Source organism: Rhizobium bangladeshense, assembly GCF_017357245.1.
Classification (GTDB): Bacteria; Pseudomonadota; Alphaproteobacteria; order Rhizobiales; family Rhizobiaceae; genus Rhizobium; species Rhizobium bangladeshense.
On record NZ_CP071612.1, the window covers coordinates 957,734 to 977,881 of the forward strand.

Below are 20,148 nucleotides of genomic sequence, written 5' to 3' on the forward strand. Positions count from 1 at the left end.
GGTGCGGCGTGGATGCTCGGCTCAAGGCCGAGCATGACGGAGGTGGATTGGACAGGACAAACCATTCACAGCCCGAAAGCCCTGTCAGCGATGCCATCCGCCGGTCACAGCCCAAACTTTGACCTGGTGAGGGGGAGAGGGTCTTCCCTCAACAGATCTCCGTCTTGCTGATCTTGATACCGAAGCCTTCCAGGCCGACATAGTGGCGCTCGCGGCTGGTGAGCAGCTTGATTGAGCTCACCCCGAGGTCCTTGAGGATCTGGGCGCCGAGGCCGATTTCCAGCCATTCGCTTTCGCGCGTCTGCGCCTCCGCATGGCCTTCGCGGCCCTGGTTGCGGGCCTTGCGGCCATTGTCGTAATGGCCGACGCCGACCGAGCCTTCGCGCAGATAGACGATGACGCCGCGCCCTTCCGCGGCGATCTTCTCCATGTAGAAATCGACCGGGCTCTTCCTGCCGAAGAGATCCTCGGCGACATTTTCCGGATGCAGGCGCACGGGGATTTCGATGCCGTCGCGGATGTCGCCGAACACGACGGCGAGATGCTGCATCGGATCCCAGGGCAGCGAATAGGTGTGGGCTCTCGCCTTGCCGAACGGCGTGTCGATGTCGAAGCTCGCGCCGAGTTCGATCAGTGTTTCCTTGCGCTGGCGGTAGGCGATGAGATCGGCGACCGAGACGAGCTTCAGCCCGTGCTTTTCGGCGAACTCGACCACCTGCGGACCGCGGGTGACGGTGCCGTCGTCATTGACGAGTTCGGAAATGACGCCGATCGGCGGCAGGCCGGCGAGCCGGCAGAGGTCGACGGCCGCTTCCGTATGGCCCGAGCGCATCAGCACGCCGCCTTCGCGCGAAACCAGCGGGAAGATATGGCCGGGACGGACGAAATCGGCGGCTCCGACATTCGGATTGGCGAGGTTGCGCACGGTCAGCGTCCGGTCGTCGGCCGAGATGCCGGTCGTCGTGCCGTGCTTGAAGTCGACCGAGACGGTGAAGGCCGTCGTATGAGCGGAATCGTTCTCGGCCACCATGGCGTTGAGGTTGAGGCGCTTGGCCTCCTCCTTCGGCATCGGCGCACAGACGATGCCTGAAGTGTGGCGCACGATGAAGGCCATCTTCTCCGGCGTGGTGTGCACGGCGGCGACGATCAGGTCGCCCTCGTTCTCGCGGTCATTGTCGTCCATGACGACGACGATTTCGCCGGCCTCGAAGGCCCTGATGGCGTCGACGACGCGTTTCTGATCGTAAGACATGGACGCTCCTATTTCAGACGGCCGGTCTGGCCGCGGTCGCGAAGATAATGATCGGCAATGGCGCAGGCGACCATCGCCTCGCCGATCGGCACGGCGCGAATGCCGACGCAGGGGTCATGCCGGCCCTTGGTGCGCACATCGACATTCTTGCCATCGGCATCGATCGACTGGCGTTCGGTCAGGATCGAGGAGGTCGGCTTGACCGCGAAACGCGCGACGATCGGCTGTCCGGTCGAGATCCCGCCCAGAATACCGCCGGCATTGTTGGAAAGGAAGATCGGCGTGCCTTCATTGCCCATGCGCATTTCATCGGCATTGTCTTCGCCTGAGGTTTCGGCGGCGGTAAAACCATTGCCGATCTCCACGCCTTTAACGGCATTGATCGACATCAGCAGCGAGGCGATGTCCTGATCGAGCTTGGAATAGATCGGCGCGCCGAGGCCGGCGGGCACGCCTTCGGCGATCACTTCGATAACAGCACCGATCGAGGAGCCGGCCTTGCGGATGCCGTCGAGATATTCCTCCCAGACCGGCACGATCGCCGCATCCGGCGAGAAGAAGGGGTTCTGCCCGACCTGGTCCCAGTCCCAGTTGCTGCGGTCGATCCTGTGCTTGCCGATCTGCACCAGTGCGCCGCGCACCGTAACACCCGGCACGACGAGGCGGGCGATGCCGCCTGCCGCAACCCGGGCTGCGGTCTCGCGCGCCGAGGAGCGGCCGCCGCCGCGATAGTCGCGAATGCCGTATTTGAGGTCATAGGTATAGTCGGCATGGCCGGGACGGTATTGCCGGGCGATCTCGCCATAATCCTTGGAACGCTGGTCGGTGTTCTCGATCAGCATGGAGATCGGCGTGCCGGTGGTCGTCATCGTCTCGCCGTCGGGATCGAGCATGACGCCGGACAGCACCTTCACCAGATCGTCCTCGCGCCGCTGCGTGACGAAGCGGGATTGTCCGGGCTTGCGCTTGTCGAGCCAGACCTGCAGCTCGGCAAGCGTAAAGCGCAGGCCCGGAGGGCAGCCGTCCACGACGCAGCCGAGCGCCGGACCATGGCTTTCGCCCCAGGTGGTTACGCGGAAGAGGTGACCGAATGTATTGTGCGACATGTGTTCCCACGGTGGCGCGCCAGGGCCGGTCGCCGCCGGCCGCGCCATTGCTTGAAAAGGCGCGACACTCATAGGCCAAAAAACCGCCGAGGCAAAAGCCTTTCTTTGCGTCAAACCGGCAGCTGCCGAAATCCTGTTTCCGTCTTTTGCAACTTGATGGCCGTCACGAAGCCAGCCGCCACCCGCTTCCGGCCGCCTCGGCGGCGAAATCGTCGAAGGAGAGCGCCGGCGAGAAGGCGTAGCCCTGCAGCATGTCGCAGCCGAGGTCGCGCAACAATGCGGCGTGCGCAGCCGTCTCCACTCCTTCGGCCACCGTCTCGACACCGAGTGAGCGGGCGATGTCGATGATCGAGCGAACCAGCGCGCGTTCCTGCGAAGCGCCGACGATCGGCTGCACCAGCTGGCGGTCGATCTTCAGCCGCTTCGGTTTCAGCTTCAACAGGCTGACGATCGAGGTGTGGCCGGTGCCGAAATCATCGATCTCGATATCGATGCCGAGCGCCTTGATGCGTGCGAGATTGTGCGAGACGACGTCCTCGCTCTCGTCGAGGAAGATCGATTCCACCAGTTCGAAGGAGAGTTCGCCGGGACGGATATTGAGGTCGGCGAGCGATTCCAGGAGGCTGCCGTCGTGCAGCCGCCGGGCCGAGACATTGACCGAGACCTTGGGAACGGCAATGCCCAGCGCCGTCAAGCGCATCTTGTCGCGCAGCGCCGTTTCCAGCACGATCCGGTCGAGCGTCTGCACGACGTTGATCTCGTCGGCGATGCGCAGGAACTTGTCGGGCGCGAGCCACCCCTTGGAAGGATGCTTCCAGCGCACCAGCGCCTCCACGCCGGTCAGCTCCATCGTCCGGGCCGAGAATTGCGGCTGATACCACGCGGTGAATTCGCCATTGTCAATGCCGGCAAGGATCTCGTCGGCCGTGCGCTTGGTGTTGATGATATCTGCCTGAAGATCGTGATTGAAGAAGTCGAAGCGATTGCGGCCCGTGGTCTTTGCGCGGTAGAGCGCGATATCGGCGTTGATCAGAACCTTGCGCGCATCGACATGAATGCCGTTGGCGAGCGCCACGCCGATCGACACGCCGCAGCGGCAGGAAAAGCCCTCGAAATCGATCGGCTGGCGCATCTCCTCGATGATCCGCGTCGCAAGCTCCGCCATTTCCTTGTCGCCGACATCGCCGGCGAGGATGACGAATTCGTCGCCGCCAATGCGCGCCACGAGGTCGCTGCCGCGGACATTCCTGGCAAGTACCTTCGAGGCATGCACCAGCATCGCATCGCCGGCGGCATGACCGAGCGTGTCGTTGATATCCTTGAAGCGATCGAGGTCGATGTGCAGGATCGCGAATTTCTGCCGCTGCCGCCGCCCGTCATGGCTGAGGGTTTCGAGCGCGATATCGAGCTTGCGGCGGTTGGCGAGAGCGGTCAGCGGATCGTGCAGCGAATTGTGCTCGATCCTGTTTTTGGCAAGTTCGAGTTCGATATTCTTGGCGACGGCCTCGTCCTTGGCCGCCTTCAGCCGGATCGTCATCAGCATGTCCTCGGTGGCGTCGAAGGCGATGCCCATGATCTTCATCTCGCCGGCGGCCGTCTGGTAGACCTTGCCGACCGAGCGCACATAGCGCACCGAACCGTCTTCAACGAGAACGCGGCAGACGAGGGTGTGCGTATCGCCGTTTCGTTTGAAGTGACGCGCGCTTTCGAGCGCCAGCCCGCGATCCTCGGGGTGGATGCGGGACAGCCAGGTCTCCTCGGTCATGAAGCCATTGCGCGGCTGAAGCCCGTAGAGCTCGTACATTCGCTCGTTCCAGATCGAGCCGCCGCGGTCGGGCCGCGCCTCCCATATGCCGCACTGATAGGAATTGAGCGCAAGGTCCAGTCGGCTCGAAAGCTCGGCGAGCTGGACCTCACGGCTCGAAAGCTCTTCGAGCGCCAGTTCCAGTTCGGCATTCTTGACCTCGCTGACATCCCTGGCCTTGCGCAGCGCGTCGGTGGCCTCCGCGTCGGCGGTCACGTCCCAGACGATGCCGATCGTCTTGCCGCCGCCGCCCGCATCCCGGTAGAGGGCGCCGACCGAGCGCAGATGCCGGATGCCGCCGTCGGCGAGCATGATGCGGTACTGCGCCGTGCAGGCGGCGCCCGCAATGCTGCAGCTGAAGAAATGCACCTCCGCGAGCTCGCGATCCACCGGCAGGATCGCCGCCAGCCATTCGTCGAGCGGCCGGCTTCCTTCCTCCGCCGGCTTTCCGTGCAGCGCGGCGGCGCGGGCGTCCCAAAGGAGGCCGCTCGAATGATCCTGCAGCTCCCAGATGCCGATATTGGAGGATTCGAGCGCCAGATTGAGCCGCTGCGACAGCTCCAGGAGCTTCGCTTCTCGCGTCTCCAGTTCGGCAATGTTGCGGTTGCGCTCGCCGAGCAGCAGCGTAGCGAGGAAGATCGGGACGATGATGATGCACCCGGCGGCAATGACGATCAGCCGCAGCTCCGTCCGATTTTCCGGTATCGCATTCCAGCCATCTTTCGGGACGGCGGAGAGCTCCCATTTGCCGCCGGCGAAGCTGATCTCCCGGCGGATCGGATCCTTGTCGTCAATGCCGGCAGGACCGAAGAACGGCGCCGAAGGACCGGCCTTGCCGGCCGTCGGGCCGATATCCCGCACCGCAATCGAAAGATGATCGAGATTGGGATAGCGCTCCTGGTTTTCGCGGTCGCGCGCCGGCATCAGCCCGGTCGCCTCGTAAAAGATCTTCCGGTCGACGGCGACCTCCACCGCGCCCCAGATACGCCGCTGGCCGTTTTCCTTGACGAAAACCGGAAAGAAGATGGCGAAGGCCTCCCGACCGTCGACGCTGATCGGACCATAGAAACGCGCCAGCTGGTCGCGTGGCTCAGCCGTCATCGCCTGGTGTGCGAAAAGGATCTCCCGCACATCGCGGCCGATCCGCCCGCCGTTCGGGGGCTGCGGATAGACATCGGCGACGACGAAGCTAGGCGCGATGGCGATATGGATGAAAGCCGGGTTCTGGATCAGCAGCCACCTGATCTGGCGCTCCGTCTCCTCCCGGTTTGCGGTATTGCTGACGGAAGTCAGGTTCGCGAGATCGCGGACCATGGTGAGGCTCATGTTGATCTCTGCCTTCACCCTGGCGCGCAACAGGTTCGTCTCGTTCTCGGTGCGGATATGAAGTTCGCGCACATGAGCGGCAGTATTGGTCTGATCGAGCGCGAAGCCGACCATGATGACGACAAGGGCGACAAACGAAGAAACCAGAAACGAGACGCGGGTATTCTTCAAAACGCGCCGCAACTGCTTGCTGTCGCCGAGGCTGGATAGCAAAACGAGACCCCCACATTCGCGGCAACTTTAGGAGCCAGGGGTTAATTTACGATTGCCTGTTGTCGATGCTGAAGGATTCCGGACGGGGAGGCGCGTGGTTAACGCGGCGCGTTGATTATATTTAAAATTGTATTCATCAATTGGGCGGCAAAAGCCATCCTTACGGGCAATTTTCGCCATATTCAGGAGCTTATCTGTGGCCAGTTTTCTCGTGCAGCGTTTCAAGAGGATTGTTGCCATGCGTTTCGTCGTCGCCACGCTTTTGGCCACAGCAAGTTTCCTGTCGCCGATGAGCGGTTTTGCCGAGAGCGCCGATGTCGAGGCGACGATCAAGAAGGTCGACACGGCCAACCTCGTGCTGACGCTCGACGACGGCAAGACCTATCAGGCGCCAGAGGAATTCAATTTCGACGGCCTCGAAGCCGGCGTGAAGGTCATCGTCTTCTATACCGAGGTGGACGGCAAGCGCGTCATCAACGATCTCGATATCGTCAAGTAGGCGGGACACTGGAGAGTCATCGCATGCCGCCAATGGCTGCCCCTCATCCTCCCGGACCGAACAGATCGTTCGTCCCCAATCGGAGCTAACTAAGCGGCGGATGATGCCTGCAGCCAGACAATCGTCCGCTCGCTCGTATCGATCCTGACGATCCGGTCCTGTGGGATCCCGCCTTCCGCGGCAGTGCTCTTCGGCAGGTCGGCAATTGCCTGGAACAGCGTACGGATGACGCCGCCATGGGTGACGCAGACGGTCGGACGATCGACGGAGCGCAGCCATGCGCCGGTGCGCCAGGAGAGGATTTCGTAACTTTCGGCATCGTCTCCCGGCGGGATGAAATCCCATTTGGAGGCATTGCGTTCCGCCACTCGCTCGGCCTGGGTCGCCCTCAGCTCCTTGAGAGTCGAACCCTCCCAGTCGCCGAAGGAAATCTCCACCAGCCTCGGATCGGTGCGATAGGCAAGCGGCGGCAGGCCCATGGCGGCGCGCATGATTTCCATCGTTGCGCGCGTGCGCCCGAGCGGGCTTGCAACGAAATCGAATTCGCTGACCCTCTCGCCGAGAATCTCGGCCAACGCGATGCCGTTCTGCCGGGCCTGTTCCAGGCCCGTGGCATTCATCGGGACGTCTTTCTGGCCCTGCAGGCGGCGCTCGGCATTCCAGTCGGTCTGACCGTGTCTGATCACGTAGATGAGCACGGTCTCGGCTCCGGAGCTGATTAGTCCTTGACGACCGAAATGTCAGGGGCGTCGACCGCCTTCATGCCGATGACATGATAACCGCTGTCGGCATGGTGCACTTCGCCGGTGACCGAACGCGACAGGTCGGACAGGAGATAGAGGCCGACATCGCCGACTTCCTCGATGGTAACCGTACGGCGCAACGGGGCGTTATATTCGTTCCACTTCAGGATATAGCGGAAATCGCCGATGCCGGAGGCGGCGAGCGTCTTGATCGGTCCGGCCGAAACGGCGTTGACGCGGATGTTCTGCGGCCCGAGGTCGACGGCGAGATATTTGACGCTCGCTTCGAGGGCGGCCTTCGCGACGCCCATGACGTTATAATTCGGCATCACCTTTTCCGCACCGTAATAGGTCAGCGTCAGCATCGAGCCGCCTTCCGTCATCAGCTTCTCGGCGCGGCGTGCAACCGAGGTGAAGGAATAGACGGAGATCTGCATCGTCTTGTTGAAATTGTCGGGCGAGGTATCGATATAGCGGCCGGTCAGCTCGTCCTTGTCGGAGAAGCCGATAGCATGCACGAGGAAATCGATCTTGCCCCAGAGCTTTTCGACATTTTCGAACACCGCGTCGATAGTGGCTTCGTCGGCGACGTCGCAGTGGCCGACGAGCGTCGCGTCGATTTCGGCGGCGAGCGGCTCGACGCGCTTCTTCAGCGCATCGCCCTGATAGGTGAGCGCAACTTCTCCGCCCTGCGCATGAATGGCCTTGGCAATACCCCACGCAATCGAACGATTGTTGGCGACACCCATGATGACGCCGCGTTTGCCTGCCATGAGGCCGGATGCTTGAGCCATATTTCGCTCCCTAGGATTCTGATCGATCCTGCCTATGGCATAGGCCGTTAATCGGTTCAAGCTTGGCCTGGATCATCAACTGTTAGGGATCGTAACAAAGGGTGCGAATGTCATAAAAATTTCACAAGAACAGACCTTCGCGCATGCTGCGCATGAGATCGGTGACTTTGTCGTCGGGTTTTTCCCACAGGATGATGCGCAATTCGACGACGAGATCGCCTCTGCTGCCGTCTTCCCGCGGCAATCCCTGGGCGGCAATCCGAATCGTCTTGTCCGAGCCCGACCATGGGGGAACGGTGATGTTCATAGGCCCGGATGGCCCATCGATGCTTGCCTCGGTGCCGAGCACGGCATTTTCGATGCTGAGCGGCAGCACGGCGTGTAGGTCGAAACCGTCGACGGTGAAGCGCGAATCGGGGGCGATGCGGATATTGACGACGGCATCGCCGCGCTGCATGCCAGGCAGCTTGAAGCCCTGTCCCTTGAGCCGGATCTCGTGCCCATCCGTCGTGCCCGCCGGCAATGCGAAGCCGATCTCGCGGCCCTCCGGCAGCGACGCGGTGACCCAGCCGCCCTTCAGCACGTCGTCGATCGTGACCGTCGCCGTCGTCACCTCGTCGGGCGCTTTTTCGAGGCCGGTATCCTTGGCGCCGGTGAAACGACGCACCAGCGAAGTCAGGATGCTGAGCGGCAGCGACAGGTTGGAGCCGGCATTGTTTGACGTCTCGCCGGGTTCCTCGTCGGCTTCGGCGGCGTCGCCAGCCGCGCGCTTGCCCGCTTCGGCCTGGGCCTGGCCCTGCGCTGTCTGCGTCTGATGATGGGCCTGCTGCGGGCGGCCCTGGGGCTGGCCGCCCGCCGCGGCGCGCGCCTGCGCGCCGAAAATGCGTTCCACCATCTCCTCGGCGCCTTCGCTGGCGCCGCTCTGCTGTTTTGGCCCATCGGCCGCGGTTTTCTGAGCGGCCCTGGCAAGCTCCTCCATCACCCGCTCGGCATTGGCCTGCGCCGCCTTGGCGCGGGCCGCCGCCTCGCGCGCGGCCTGGCGCTGCTGCATGATCGTCTGTTCCTGCTTCTTGGCTTCCGCCATCCGCACGGCATTGTCGAACAGGCTGCGTTTGCGCGGGTCTCTCAGCGTCTCATAGGCGCGGCCGATCTCGGCGAACCGGGCCGTGGCCGTCGGATCGTCCTGATTGTGGTCGGGATGGGCTGCTTTGGCCATGTTGCGCCAGGCCGCCTTGATCTCGTCTGCCGCTGCATCGCGCTTGACGCCAAGAATTTTGTAAGGATCGCGCATGTCAAAACCGCCGGTGTTGCGATGCGGGGCGCACCTGTCCTTGCCCGGCATCCCCGCCCAATATGAAAGTCCAATATCAACACGTGACGCGCCACCGGCCGCAAAGGCGGAGGCAGCCACACTCAACGCCGATCGTGCGGCCGAGTTGCTAATCACTTCTTATTTCTGTGGAGGGGTGGGGAGTGTTTTGCCGCGAATGGTTAGCTCTTTGCTAAGCATTCGGCACGAAGCCGGCGGCCGTTAACTTCTCGGCTCGCCGAATCGGTTCCGGCAGATCAAATTTCCCGCCGGTAATCAACTTTCCCGCCGGAAACTAGCTTTCCCGCCGGAAACTAGCTTTCCCGCCGGAAACTAGCTTTCCGGGTGGAAGCTCAGCAGCTGCCAGTTGCCGCCGCCGACGAGGCAGGTCTTGCCGTAGAATTTGGCAATCCCGACATAGGAGTGCCGCGTCGTGCGGAACTGCCGGCAGACCTGGCCTGCCTCGTTGTTCTCGACGATTGTCTCGATGACGCCGGCGCTGCCGGTCGACGCATTGGCCCAGGGAAGCGGCTGGCCTTCGAGCTTGTGCACATCGGCCGAGGTCACCGCGTTGCGCACCGTCATTTCATCCGAAAGCGTGTCGGTGCTCGGTGGCGTCTGAGGCACGGTGCCGGTGGCCACCGACCGGTCGACCTTGGCTTCGCTCAAGAAATCCATGCCGCCGGAGACACAGCCCGAAAGCGACAGCATTGCGGCGCCGACGACCAGGAAGGCGCTGCCGCGTTGCCGCAGACCCTTTGTATGGCGATATGACTTTGCTATGACTTCCACCCTGCATCCTGTCCAGTTATCAAAAAGCTGGGCGAGTTATGAATAATCCGGGGCATTTGAACCAATATGTCGGCAAACGAGTTAACAAGCGGTGACTTTACCGAAAGTGGCGAGCCCTTCAAGCTCTTTGCCGAATGGCTGAAGGAAGCGGAGGCCTCCGAACCGAACGATCCGAATGCCGTGGCGCTGGCAACGGTCGATGAGGCTGGTCTTCCCAATGTCCGCATGGTTCTCCTGAAGGGATTCGACGAAGGCGGTTTCGTCTTCTACACCAATTTCGAGAGCCAGAAAGGTCGCGAAATCTTGGGGCAGCAAAAGGCCGCCATGTGTTTCCACTGGAAAAGCCTGCGCCGTCAGGTGCGGCTCAGAGGGCCTGTCGAGATCGTGAGCGACGCAGAAGCCGACGCTTATTTCAAGACGCGGGCGCGCGGCAGCCGCATCGGCGCCTGGGCTTCCAAACAATCGCGTCCGCTCGAAAGCCGATTCGCGCTGGAGAAGGCGGTGGCGGAATATACCGCCCGCTACGCCATTGGCGAGATACCCCGGCCTCCCTATTGGTCGGGCTTCCGGATCCGGCCGACTTCGATCGAGTTCTGGAAAGATCAGAATTTCCGCCTGCATGACCGCATCGAATTCCGCCGTCCGTCGCCAGTCGGGGCGTGGGAAAAGGTGCGGATGTATCCGTGAGACGCTAGCGGCCCATGATTTTCAGCGGAATGCCGGAGGCAAGCGCTGAGACGTAGCGTCGCTTCTGATAGAAGCCATTCAGCGACATGCGCGGGAGATAACCGGTCTTGCCTGCCGCCGGCAGCCCGGGCTGCGTGGTGACGGCGACCGAAAAGCCCAGCCGGCCGGCAAGTGCTGCCTCGCGGGCGCTCGCAGCCTCCGGCGTGCCGTAGGGATAGGCGATCGTGGCGGGACGGATGCCGGTCATCGCCTCGATGTAGTCGGCCGAAACTTCCATTTCGATTCGCGCTTCGGCCTCCGGCAGGCGGGCAAGGGCGCGATGGCTGATCGTATGAGCGCCAAGCGCTGCGAGCGGATGTCGCGCGAGCCGCTGCAGTTGCGCTGGCCCCATCACCAGGTCGCGCGCGATATCGGTCGGCTCGATGCCGTTTTCCCGCGCCAGCGTGTCGAGGGCGGCGATTCCCCGCGCCTCATCGAAGCGGTGGATATACCAGGCGAAGCGGTCGAAGGCGACCCATTGCTGCTGCGGGCCGTCGAGCGCCAGCCGCTCGCTGCCACGGCCGAAATCGAAACGGATTTCCTGTGCCTGTCGCAACAGGACCGCGAGCGTTTCCCACCAGATGCTGTGGGAGCCTTCAGCGAAACCTTTGGTGACGAACACGGTGAATGGCGCGCCATGCCGCTCGAACACCGGCAGCGCATACTCGATATTGTTGGTGTAGCCGTCGTCGAGCGTAAAGGCCGCAAACGGCCTGCCACCCTCGGGCTCGGCCAACAGCGCCGGCAGCTGGTCGAGCCGTACGAAACGATAGCCGTCGCGCGTCAGCCGCCTGAGCGCCGCATCGAGAAAATGCGGAGTGATTTCAAGATGTGCGTTCGGCGCGAAGGCCTGGTCTACTTGGGGGCGGACATGATGCAGCGTGAAGATGACCCCGCGCCCGCGCGCCTGCCGCATCAGGCCGGTCGCAGCGATCAGCCAGGACGCCTCGAGCCCGGCGACGATCGCCGCGCGTTTTACCAGTCGCTTCAATTGCCCCTCATGCGTCGCCTATTGCCACTTCCGGCAAACTAGCAAGCGCAGCTTAAGCCTTGCTGAATCCCGATTTCGCACAGCTTCTTTCGTTTTTTGTTAACCAAGACGATGAAAAGGCTAGAAAAATGATAGGCGTTGCCGCAAAGTCGCGCCAAACTTCCGGCTTCTGTTACATTACGACACATGGCCGGCCCATCGAGAGCCAGCGCATCAGGGGGAATTCCATGAGAAAGCTTTTGGCGGCTGTTTTGACCGTGACGCTCGCCGTTTCGGCGCCGCTGGCGGCTCTTGCCGGCAGCGCCTCGCTGATCCTCGATGCCCGCACCGGCAAGGTCCTGGCGTCCGAAAACGCCGACACGCTGAACCATCCGGCCTCGCTGACGAAGATGATGACGCTCTATCTCACCTTTGAGGCGCTGAAACGCGGCAAGATCGCCTGGGATACGCCGATCAAAATGTCGAAATACGCGGCCGCCCGGCCGCCGACCAAGCTCGGCGTCAAGGCGGGCGGCACCATCACGGTGCGCGAGGCGGTCTATGGCATGATCGTCAAATCCGCCAATGATGCCGCTGCCGCCATGGGCGAGAAGCTCGGCGGTTCGGAGAGCGGCTTTGCCCGGATGATGACCGCCAAAGCCCGCCAGCTCGGCATGAGCCGCACCGTCTTCGCCAATGCATCGGGCCTGCCGAACAGCAGTCAGGTGACGACGGCGCGTGACATGTCGACGCTCGCCGTGGCGCTGATGAGGAATTATCCCAATGAATACCGGCTGTTCTCGATGGCAAGCTTCAATTTCCGCGGCAAGACTGTGCGCGGCCACAACAATCTCATGTACCGCTACCAGGGCATGGACGGCATCAAGACGGGATATACCAACGCCTCCGGCTTCAACCTCGTCAGCGCCGTCAGGGACGGCAACCGCCGCGTCGTCGGTGTCGTGCTCGGCGGTCGCACCGCCCGCAGCCGCGACGCCAAGATGGAAGCGCTGCTCGACCGCTATCTCGGCCGTGCCTCGTCATCAGGCGGCGCCAGGCTGATGGCGAGCGTCGGCGCCAGGGAGCCGGTCGAAGTCGCTTCCGCCGCCGATGCTTCCGATGTTCCGGTGCCGCTGAACGCACCGCGACCGGACGAAGATCTCGCAGCGAAGAGCCTGGCTTATGCCGACGACGCCGTCGTGCCGCTGGAACGCCCGACCGCCATGGACGAGATCCTCGCCGCCGGCAAGACCGTCAAGACTCCGGCCGAGAAATCCGACGGAACCTGGCAGATCCAGATATCGGCCGCGCCGAGCGCCGATGCGGCGCGTGCGCTTCTCGCCCAGGCGCAGTCGGAGGCCGGAGCACCGCTCCTTGCCGCTTCGCCCCATACCGAAGCGGTCGGCCAGGGGGCGAACAGGATCTATCGCGCCCGCTTCGTCGGTTTCGCCAGCAGGGACGCCGCCGTCTCCGCGTGCGATGCGCTGAAGCAGCGTTCCTATGACTGCATGCTGCTGCCCGATCACGGCTGATCGCAGCAGCATCATATTCCACTCTGGACAAGCAGCGGGAATCAGCGTCTCCTCCCTAAACAAAAGGAGAACGTTCATGTTGCGCCGTCTTGCCGAACAGTTCGAAATCTCATCCTCTGTCCATGTCGCTGCCAACAACATCGAACGCGACGCCGACTGGTACCTGCTGAAGCTCCAGGAAGAAATGGGTGAGTTGACTCAGGCATGGAACCGCCTGACCGGCCGCGGCCGTGCGAAGGGCCGCTCTCCTGAAGACATGCAGCGGGATTTGGCCGATGAGACCGCCGATGTTCTCGGCCATCTTCTGCTGTTTGCCCGCCACAATGACCTAGACCTTGCCGCGGCGATCGAAAGGAAGTGGCGGTTTCAGCCGCAGAGCAGGTAAGAAGTCGGCCATCTCGCTGCAGGATCGGCGTTAGAAAATTTGGCTCAACAGCGTCACAAGCCAAAATGAAATCGCCGAAATCAACGCCGCAGCCGGAAGGGTGACAATCCACGCGACCACGATGTTGCCGGCGAGCCCCCATCGCACGGCGGATAGGCGTCTTGCGGCGCCGACGCCGATGATGGCCCCGGTAATGGTGTGGGTGGTGGAAACGGGGATGCCGAGCCATGTGGCGCCGAAGAGGGTCAAGGCGCCGCCCGTTTCGGCGCAGAAGCCTTGCATTGGGTTCAGCCTGGTGATCTTCGACCCCATCGTATGGACGATGCGCCACCCGCCGAACAAGGTGCCGAGCGCCATCGCAGCCTGGCACGAAATCACCACCCAGAACGGCACATGAAAGCTGCCGCCGAGATAGCCCTGCGAATAGAGAAGCACCGCAATGATGCCCATGGTCTTCTGGGCGTCATTGCCGCCATGGCCGAGCGAATAGAGCGACGCCGACACGAATTGCAGGAAGCGAAACGATCGGTCGACGGCGAAGGGCGTCTGCCGGACGAAGGTCCAGGTGACCGCCAGGACGAGGAACAGGGCTAAAAGGAAGCCGATCATCGGCGACATGACGATTGCGCCGGCGGTTTTCAGAAGACCGCTCCAGACAATCGAGCTCAACCCGGTTTTGGCAAGTCCCGCGCCGACCAGGCCGCCGACCAGCGCATGCGAGGAACTGGAGGGAATGCCGAAGATCCAGGTCACGACGTTCCAGACGATAGCGCCCATCAGGGCCGCGAAAATCACTTGCGGCGTGACGATCGCCGGATCGATGATACCGGTTCCAAGCGTCTCCGCCACATGGAGCCCGAAGAACAGGAAGGCAATGAAATTGAAAAAGGCCGCCCAGAAGACCGCATATTGCGGCCTCAGAACTCGTGTCGAGACGATTGTCGCGATCGAATTCGCCGCATCATGCAGGCCGTTGAGAAAATCGAAGAGCAGGGCGACGCCGATAAGGCCGATGAGGAGCGGGAAGGCGAGGGCGGCATCCATCAGACATTCTCGATCACGATGCCGCTGATCTCGTTGGCGACGTCCTCGAATCGGTCGACCACCTTTTCCAGCTCGCCATAGATCTCGCTGCCGATCAAATAGCCCATCGGATTATTCGAGCCATGCCGGCGAAACAGATCCTTGAGGCCATGCTCGTGCAGTTCGTCGGAGCGGCCCTCCACGCGGGTCACCTGCTCGACGATTGCCGAAAGACGCGGAGCATTGGCATTTATGCGATTGAGCAGCGGAATGGCCTCGGCAATGAGGTTGGCGGCCTCGACGACGATCTTGCCCATCTCGCGCATGCCCGGATCGAAGCTGGTCTGCTCGAAGAGGCGGATGGTCTTGACGGTCTTGTGCATCATGTCGATCGCATCATCCATGGATTGAATGAGATCCTTGATGTCTCCACGATCGAAAGGCGTGATGAAGCTTCGCCGGACGGCCTGCATGACTTCGCGCGTAATATCGTCGGCCTGGTCTTCCAACCGCACGATCTTCTCGCATTGATGCTCGATCTCGGTGCCCGACAACAGCCGGTCCAAGGCTTGCGCGGCTTCGACGATCGTTCTCGAATGCTGTTCGAAGAGTACAAAGAACCGGTCTTCGCGCGGCATCAACTTTCGAAACCAACCAAGCATGAGGACCTCGCGTTTCTTGGCCTGCGCTGTGGACAGCGAAAGCGGCCGCCGTCCGTCACGGCCCTCCTAAACCCTATCTCCTTGAAGAGATAGGGCCGGATTGAACTTTATGACAGATTTGTGACAACGTTGCCGCATGGCCTCAGCCGCCGTCACGCCGATGCGCGGTGCTGAATTGAGTGACAAGAGGATCAGGGTGTGCGCGGTTCAGACGCAGATACGGAAGCTCAGCCGACCCTGTACCGGTAGAACTTGCTGTCCACCGCCATCAGCGGGAAGGAGCGGGGCAGGGCGTTCTTGGCGATCTCGGTAAAGCCGTTCTTTTCGTAGAAGCGATGGGCGGCGACGAATTTGTCGGTCGTCCCGAGAAAGATGTCGGCGAGGCCGACCGCCCTGGCATGGGCGAACATCCGCTCGAGAAGCCGTGCCGCCACCCCATGCTCGCTGCCGCGGACTTCGGCGGCGACAAACATTTTGCGCAGCGCCGCCTGCCTGTTGCCGATATCCTTCAGCCCGAGCGTGCCGACGATGGCGCCGTCCTTGACGGCAACCCAGAACTGGCCTTTGCCGGACTGGTAGAAATCCGGAATGACCCTGAGATCCGGCTGCGCATCGGCTGATATGTCGATGCCGAACTCCTCGCGCTGGATCGGCAGGATCACCGAAAGCACGTCATCGGCGTCGCCATCGGCAAAGGGTCTGATTTCGATCTCCGCCATCAGTTCCTCCCGCCTCAGGTCTGCGTGCCGCCGACCGTCACCTGATCCATGCGCAGATGCGGCTGACCGACGCCGACCGGCACCCACTGGCCGGCCTTGCCGCAATTGCCGATGCCGGTGTCGAGCTTCATGTCGTTGCCGATCATCGACACCCGCTTCATCGCGTCCGGCCCGTTGCCGATCAGCATGGCGCCCTTGATGGGCGCGCCGATCTTGCCGTTCTCGATCAGATAGGCCTCGGTGCAGCCGAAAACGAACTTGCCCGAGGTGATGTCGACCTGGCCGCCGCCGAAGGAGACGGCATAGATGCCCTTCTTCACCGAGGCGATGATTTCATCAGGCGTCTTGTCGCCGCCGAGCATATAGGTGTTGGTCATGCGCGGCATCGGCACATGGGCATAGCCCTGACGGCGGCCGTTGCCCGTGGGCGCCATGCCCATCAGCCTGGCATTCTGCCGATCCTGCATATAGCCGACGAGCTTGCCGTTCTCGATCAGCACGTTATAGCCGGACGGCGTGCCCTCATCGTCGATGGTGATCGAGCCGCGGCGGTTGTCGATCGTGCCGTCGTCGACGACGGTAACGCCGGGCGCAGCGACGACCTGGCCGAGAAGGCCGGCAAAGGCCGACGTTTTCTTGCGGTTGAAATCGCCCTCCAGCCCGTGACCAACCGCCTCGTGCAGCATCACGCCCGGCCAGCCGGAACCAAGAACGACATCCATCGTGCCCGCCGGCGCGTCGATCGCCTCCAGGTTGACGAGCGCCTGGCGCAGCGCTTCGTCGGCGCCGTACTGCCAGCTGCCCTCGGCAATGAAATCGCCGAAGCCAATGCGCCCGCCGCTGCCGTAGGACCCGCTCTCCTGCCGCTCGCCTTCGCCGACCACGACGGAGATGTTGATACGCGTCATCGGCCGGATGTCGCGCACGCGATGGCCGTCGGCGCGCAGGATGTCGACGACCTGCCAGCTCGCTGCGACCGAGGCCGTCACCTGCCGAACCTTGTCGTTCTTGCCCCTGAGATAGGCGTCTATGTCCTGCAGGACCTTGACCTTCTCCTCGAAGCTCGGCTGGCCGATCGGGTTCTGGTCGCCGTAGAATTTCTTGTTGGTGCCCTGGGGAGCGGCGGCATAGGTGCCGGAATAGCCGCGCGTCACCGCGCCCACCGCATCGGCCGCCCGTTTCAGCGCCGCCACCGAAAGATCGCCGGCATGGGCATAACCCACAGCTTCGCCGGCAACGGCACGAAGCCCGAAGCCCTGTTCGGTGTTGAAGCTGCCGCCCTTCAGCCGGCCATTATCGAAAGTCAGCGCTTCGGCCTGCGCATGCTCGATGAACAGCTCGCCGTCATCGGCGCCGGTGAGGGCCTCGGCGACGAGGCCGCGCATCGTGGCTTCGTCGGCGTCGAAAAGCGTCAGGAGATCGGTGGTCATGATGGGCTCCAATGGGCATGCGTTAGGGAATGCGCTTATTCCCTAGATAGGGCTCCATATAACAAGGAGTGAAGCCCTCAAGGCGAATATTCTTTGTCGAGGGATGATCTCGGGAGGTGGGATGCGTCTCGAAGATGATGCAACCCGGTTGATCGCCTTGCGTGGAGTAGGCGACGCTAACCACTCCGGCGGTAGGGCGTCGAGCGAGTTTTCCTTGTTAATGTGCGACTTGCGAGGCTGCCGACATCAACTCCTCGGAATTCGGTGCCGTGAATGTTTGGAGCCCAGCCTTCAGAACTTCAGTGAAGCTCCACCGTACGATGCCCTCCCGGTCGATCAGAAACTGACCGACAAGCTGCCCCTGGTCGGCGGTCATCATCTGCTGATCGGCTTCCGTAATTTGATATCCTTCCTTCTTGTTGAGAAATTCGGTCATTGCCCTCACGCCCACAGGCTCGGGCAACTCGCCCGGAAGAGTGAACCGTATCGCCATGAGCGTGTCGATCCCGACCTCGTGTAAACCGAAGGCTTGGTGCGAAGCCCGTACCGGGTCGGAAGCAGCAAGAAGATCGGGCATCGGATGGTAACGGAAATACAGGCGCGCGCGTTCGACCGGGGTGTTTACCACCGCCAGGGATTGGACGCCCTGCTCACGCAGCATCGGGTTGAGATATGCCATGGCCGCGACATGGCGGCGGCAGAACGGACAATGCAGGCCTCGAAACAAACCGATCAACAATGGACTGCGGCCGCGAAAATCATCAAGCGCGATCTTCCCCTCGCGCGAGATCGCATCAAACACAACGTTCGGGACCCGGTCGCCCGGTTGCAGCGGATGGTCGACATAGCGCGTGGACATGGACAACCTCCTTGCTCGGGGATCAGTCGAGAAAAGGCGCCACGTTGAAGTGCTTCGAGGTCGAGATTGAGCGTTGCAAGGCCTGACCTCTCGTCTTACCGTACCGCCAGCATCCGATCCGAGAATGGTCCCACATTGGTCCGCAGGCAAGTGGTAAACAGCGTATCGTGAATTGAAAAAGTCCAGTTCCCACGAAGCCAACTTTTTAGCGGCATGGGGGGGCCCTAGCGGAAATGAAGTGGAATGAGCGGCAACATTCGCTCAAGTCGATAATTGGCCGACCTTTCTGCGAGAGGTTGGCCAGGAACGAAGAGGTTGCGGCATATCACCTTCTCCCCGCACGCGGGCTCCGAAGGAGGGACCGAGACCAGTGGCTCGACCCCCGGTCAGTGCCGGCAAGCGGATGAGGGTGCGGATCCGCGTCAGGCCGCCGTTACCCTCACGGCAGCGCGTCAAAGCCTTCGGCGAAACCTTTGAGGTCGACGGGGATGCCGATGCCTTCTTCCGGGGTCTGGAAGACGATGAAGGTCGCCTGGGCGCCGCTGCGCGGCCTGGCTGACTCTCCCGTCGGTCTGGCGGCCTGGCTCTACGACAAGATCGCCGACTGGGTTTATGAACGGGGAGATCCGGAGCGCGCCCTGGGCAAGGATGCAATCCTCGACAACATCACACTCTACTGGCTGACGAACACCGGCTCGTCGAGTGGTCGGATCTACTGGGAGAATGCTTCCTCGGGCATCAAACTGACCCCCATCAAGGTGCCGGTCGCCGTCACGGTGTTCCCCGGAGAGGTTTACAACCCGCCGAAGAGGTGGCTGACTGAGGCCTATCCCAAACTGATCTACTACAATCGCGCGTCGAGGGGCGGGCACTTTGCAGCCTGGGAGGAGCCCGAAGTCTTCAGCGAAGAAATCCGGGCAGCATTCAGAACTTTGCGGTCTTGAATGTCCGAGCTTGGCGGGAAAGTCTGAGACTGCTCCGACACGCCGTCGATCGTGACGCGACACTGAGGGCCTTGCGGGAGCCAAGTAGGGTTGTTTATGAACCTAAGACCACGACCTTGCCGCAGAGCCAAATCTTGCGATCAGCAGGGCGAGTGTGGCGACGATCAGGAGGTAGGCCAGCACGGCCTGCCATGCGCCCATGGGAAAGCCAACCAGCAGCAGCGTATCATTGCCTCCCGGAATCAGGACCGCGCCTAGCCCCATGAGAAGGCCGCCGAGCATTCGCCTGATAATGTCGAGCCTGGTGGGACGTTTCAGGACGAAGCGACGATTCCGCAGGCGCGCTGAGACTAGGCTGCCGCCGAACATGCAGATGAAAATCAGGATGCCGGCGACGGGGATCGAGAGAATTGACCCAATCGTCGTCGTAATCGAAAAGCGCGGAGCCAAGACTGAAATTACCGCCGATGTCATGCCGATGGCGCACATCGCCAAGGTCAGCCGTTGGAAGTTCTTCCCGGAATTGAAGACGGAAAATCTCACCACCAGCAACGCCGCCAACGCAAGGATCAACAGTTGCAGGCCAATCGGTGGCGCTGCGCTGACGGGCATTTGATTTACATCGCCACCGATCAGGAATGCGAAGCAGAGAACCGCGAATACCCCGAGAAACGTAAAACCGAAGTCGATATCGCCATTCCCGAAATGCCCCACCGAGCCAAAGATGCAGGCGCCGTTCACATAGATGCCGACCCCGAATACGCACGCTGCGGCAGCCAAGTAGATCACAGGTGCCCAGACATCCTGCATTGTCGGCGACGCCCCGAGAACTGTGTAGCCGATCGCAGCCCACAGCGCGCATTCGACCAGGGCCACAAACCGGGCCGGCCTCTTCTGTTCAATGAGCTCTGTGGTCGCAATGACGGTACAAATCGACCCATGGTTCATCGCGAAGCCAAGCACGAAACTTAGTCCCCCGATCATTGCTGTTGCCAGCCAAAGCCCGGCACCCGTGGCGACAGTGCTCAAGGACAAGACGTTCACGAGGAACTCCTTCCGC

18 protein-coding genes and 2 pseudogenes are annotated in these 20,148 nt (G+C 62.0%); 5 read left to right on the forward strand and 15 right to left on the reverse strand.

The annotated features are described in order from the left end of the window. Positions 1-148 precede the first annotated feature (148 nt). The 3 genes from ribB to J2J98_RS04560 all read right to left on the reverse strand — a co-directional run bounded on the left by ribB (position 149) and on the right by J2J98_RS04560 (position 5,701). Complete coding sequence (ribB, locus tag J2J98_RS04550) at positions 149-1,252, reverse strand: 3,4-dihydroxy-2-butanone-4-phosphate synthase (protein ID WP_138393788.1); 1,104 nt, start codon at positions 1,250-1,252, stop codon at positions 149-151. A gap of 8 nt (positions 1,253-1,260) precedes the next feature. Further along, positions 1,261-2,358: a chorismate synthase gene (gene aroC / locus J2J98_RS04555; RefSeq protein ID WP_207602455.1), complete on the reverse strand. Its 1,098-nt coding sequence runs from the start codon at positions 2,356-2,358 to the stop codon at positions 1,261-1,263. A 163-nt stretch (positions 2,359-2,521) separates the two neighbouring features. Beyond that, on the reverse strand, positions 2,522-5,701 hold the full coding sequence (locus tag J2J98_RS04560) for a bifunctional diguanylate cyclase/phosphodiesterase (RefSeq protein WP_207602456.1): 3,180 nt from the start codon (positions 5,699-5,701) through the stop codon (positions 2,522-2,524). Positions 5,702-5,939: 238 nt separating this feature from the next. Between J2J98_RS04560 and J2J98_RS04565 the strand changes: the two genes are divergently transcribed. Next, positions 5,940-6,200, forward strand: coding sequence for a DUF1344 domain-containing protein (locus tag J2J98_RS04565; protein ID WP_003569889.1), 261 nt, complete (start codon positions 5,940-5,942; stop codon positions 6,198-6,200). Between the two features lie 89 nt (positions 6,201-6,289). On the opposite strand, the gene J2J98_RS04570 is transcribed toward J2J98_RS04565, so the two are convergent. The 4 genes from J2J98_RS04570 to J2J98_RS04585 all read right to left on the reverse strand — a co-directional run bounded on the left by J2J98_RS04570 (position 6,290) and on the right by J2J98_RS04585 (position 9,838). Next, positions 6,290-6,898: a histidine phosphatase family protein gene (locus J2J98_RS04570; RefSeq protein WP_064706337.1), complete on the reverse strand. Its 609-nt coding sequence runs from the start codon at positions 6,896-6,898 to the stop codon at positions 6,290-6,292. A gap of 20 nt (positions 6,899-6,918) precedes the next feature. Next, the gene (fabI, locus tag J2J98_RS04575; protein WP_011424285.1) at positions 6,919-7,737 is read right to left on the reverse strand and encodes an enoyl-ACP reductase FabI; all 819 of its coding nucleotides are present in this window, start codon (positions 7,735-7,737) and stop codon (positions 6,919-6,921) included. A 121-nt stretch (positions 7,738-7,858) separates the two neighbouring features. Then, positions 7,859-9,028 (reverse strand): DnaJ C-terminal domain-containing protein, encoded by a 1,170-nt coding sequence (locus J2J98_RS04580; protein WP_207602457.1) that lies wholly within the window; start codon positions 9,026-9,028, stop codon positions 7,859-7,861. Between the two features lie 351 nt (positions 9,029-9,379). Beyond that, positions 9,380-9,838: an RT0821/Lpp0805 family surface protein gene (locus tag J2J98_RS04585; RefSeq protein ID WP_138393785.1), complete on the reverse strand. Its 459-nt coding sequence runs from the start codon at positions 9,836-9,838 to the stop codon at positions 9,380-9,382. A gap of 66 nt (positions 9,839-9,904) precedes the next feature. Here J2J98_RS04585 and pdxH point away from each other — a divergent pair, with 66 nt between their 5' ends. After that, positions 9,905-10,525: a pyridoxamine 5'-phosphate oxidase gene (pdxH, locus tag J2J98_RS04590; protein ID WP_064706340.1), complete on the forward strand. Its 621-nt coding sequence runs from the start codon at positions 9,905-9,907 to the stop codon at positions 10,523-10,525. Between the two features lie 4 nt (positions 10,526-10,529). Here pdxH and J2J98_RS04595 read toward each other — a convergent pair whose 3' ends face one another. Further along, complete coding sequence (locus J2J98_RS04595; protein ID WP_207603079.1) at positions 10,530-11,546, reverse strand: polysaccharide deacetylase family protein; 1,017 nt, start codon at positions 11,544-11,546, stop codon at positions 10,530-10,532. A 236-nt stretch (positions 11,547-11,782) separates the two neighbouring features. On the opposite strand from J2J98_RS04595, the gene J2J98_RS04600 reads away from it, so the two are divergent. Both J2J98_RS04600 and J2J98_RS04605 read left to right on the forward strand, forming a co-directional pair. Then, entirely contained in the window at positions 11,783-13,066 is a 1,284-nt protein-coding gene (locus J2J98_RS04600; protein WP_207602458.1) for a D-alanyl-D-alanine carboxypeptidase family protein, read from the forward strand. A gap of 76 nt (positions 13,067-13,142) precedes the next feature. Next, positions 13,143-13,451 (forward strand): nucleoside triphosphate pyrophosphohydrolase family protein, encoded by a 309-nt coding sequence (locus tag J2J98_RS04605; RefSeq protein ID WP_207602459.1) that lies wholly within the window; start codon positions 13,143-13,145, stop codon positions 13,449-13,451. Positions 13,452-13,481: 30 nt separating this feature from the next. On the opposite strand, the gene J2J98_RS04610 is transcribed toward J2J98_RS04605, so the two are convergent. From J2J98_RS04610 to J2J98_RS04635, 6 genes and pseudogenes are all read right to left on the reverse strand, one after another. After that, the gene (locus J2J98_RS04610) at positions 13,482-14,495 is read right to left on the reverse strand and encodes an inorganic phosphate transporter (RefSeq protein WP_207602460.1); all 1,014 of its coding nucleotides are present in this window, start codon (positions 14,493-14,495) and stop codon (positions 13,482-13,484) included. Next, positions 14,495-15,136, reverse strand: coding sequence for a DUF47 domain-containing protein (locus J2J98_RS04615; protein ID WP_207602461.1), 642 nt, complete (start codon positions 15,134-15,136; stop codon positions 14,495-14,497). Before J2J98_RS04615 ends, J2J98_RS04610 begins: the two co-directional genes overlap by 1 nt. Before the next feature lie 227 nt (positions 15,137-15,363). Next, on the reverse strand, positions 15,364-15,855 hold the full coding sequence (locus J2J98_RS04620; protein WP_207602462.1) for a GNAT family N-acetyltransferase: 492 nt from the start codon (positions 15,853-15,855) through the stop codon (positions 15,364-15,366). Between the two features lie 14 nt (positions 15,856-15,869). Next, positions 15,870-17,285, reverse strand: coding sequence for a metalloprotease TldD (gene tldD / locus J2J98_RS04625; protein ID WP_138393780.1), 1,416 nt, complete (start codon positions 17,283-17,285; stop codon positions 15,870-15,872). 217 nt (positions 17,286-17,502) lie between these two features. Then, on the reverse strand, positions 17,503-18,144 hold the full coding sequence (locus J2J98_RS04630; protein WP_064706347.1) for a peroxiredoxin-like family protein: 642 nt from the start codon (positions 18,142-18,144) through the stop codon (positions 17,503-17,505). Positions 18,145-18,583: 439 nt separating this feature from the next. Continuing rightward, positions 18,584-18,691: pseudogene (locus J2J98_RS04635) on the reverse strand (invasion associated locus B family protein); the annotation flags it as partial. A gap of 1 nt (position 18,692) precedes the next feature. Between J2J98_RS04635 and J2J98_RS04640 the strand changes: the two are divergent. Then, positions 18,693-19,088: pseudogene (locus J2J98_RS04640) on the forward strand (alpha/beta fold hydrolase); the annotation flags it as partial. A gap of 102 nt (positions 19,089-19,190) precedes the next feature. Here the strand turns inward: J2J98_RS04640 and J2J98_RS04645 are convergent. After that, positions 19,191-20,132 carry a YeeE/YedE thiosulfate transporter family protein gene (locus J2J98_RS04645; protein ID WP_246569390.1) on the reverse strand — a complete coding sequence of 314 codons (942 nt, stop codon included), beginning with the start codon at positions 20,130-20,132 and terminating at the stop codon, positions 19,191-19,193. Positions 20,133-20,148: the final 16 nt, after the last annotated feature.

Excerpts from the sequence above, each read along its gene's own strand:
- J2J98_RS04610 (WP_207602460.1), bottom strand. The coding sequence starts at position 14,495 with ATGGATGCCGCCCTCGCCTTCCCGCTCCTCATCGGCCTTATCGGCGTC.
- fabI (WP_011424285.1), bottom strand. The coding sequence starts at position 7,737 with ATGGCTCAAGCATCCGGCCTCATGGCAGGCAAACGCGGCGTCATCATG.
- tldD (WP_138393780.1), bottom strand. The coding sequence starts at position 17,285 with ATGACCACCGATCTCCTGACGCTTTTCGACGCCGACGAAGCCACGATG.
- ribB (WP_138393788.1), bottom strand. The coding sequence starts at position 1,252 with ATGTCTTACGATCAGAAACGCGTCGTCGACGCCATCAGGGCCTTCGAG.
- aroC (WP_207602455.1), bottom strand. The coding sequence starts at position 2,358 with ATGTCGCACAATACATTCGGTCACCTCTTCCGCGTAACCACCTGGGGC.
- J2J98_RS04630 (WP_064706347.1), bottom strand. The coding sequence starts at position 18,144 with ATGTCCACGCGCTATGTCGACCATCCGCTGCAACCGGGCGACCGGGTC.
- pdxH (WP_064706340.1), top strand. The coding sequence starts at position 9,905 with ATGTCGGCAAACGAGTTAACAAGCGGTGACTTTACCGAAAGTGGCGAG.
- J2J98_RS04620 (WP_207602462.1), bottom strand. The coding sequence starts at position 15,855 with ATGGCGGAGATCGAAATCAGACCCTTTGCCGATGGCGACGCCGATGAC.
- J2J98_RS04580 (WP_207602457.1), bottom strand. The coding sequence starts at position 9,028 with ATGCGCGATCCTTACAAAATTCTTGGCGTCAAGCGCGATGCAGCGGCA.
- J2J98_RS04600 (WP_207602458.1), top strand. The coding sequence starts at position 11,783 with ATGAGAAAGCTTTTGGCGGCTGTTTTGACCGTGACGCTCGCCGTTTCG.
- J2J98_RS04615 (WP_207602461.1), bottom strand. The coding sequence starts at position 15,136 with ATGCTTGGTTGGTTTCGAAAGTTGATGCCGCGCGAAGACCGGTTCTTT.
- J2J98_RS04605 (WP_207602459.1), top strand. The coding sequence starts at position 13,143 with ATGTTGCGCCGTCTTGCCGAACAGTTCGAAATCTCATCCTCTGTCCAT.
- J2J98_RS04565 (WP_003569889.1), top strand. The coding sequence starts at position 5,940 with ATGCGTTTCGTCGTCGCCACGCTTTTGGCCACAGCAAGTTTCCTGTCG.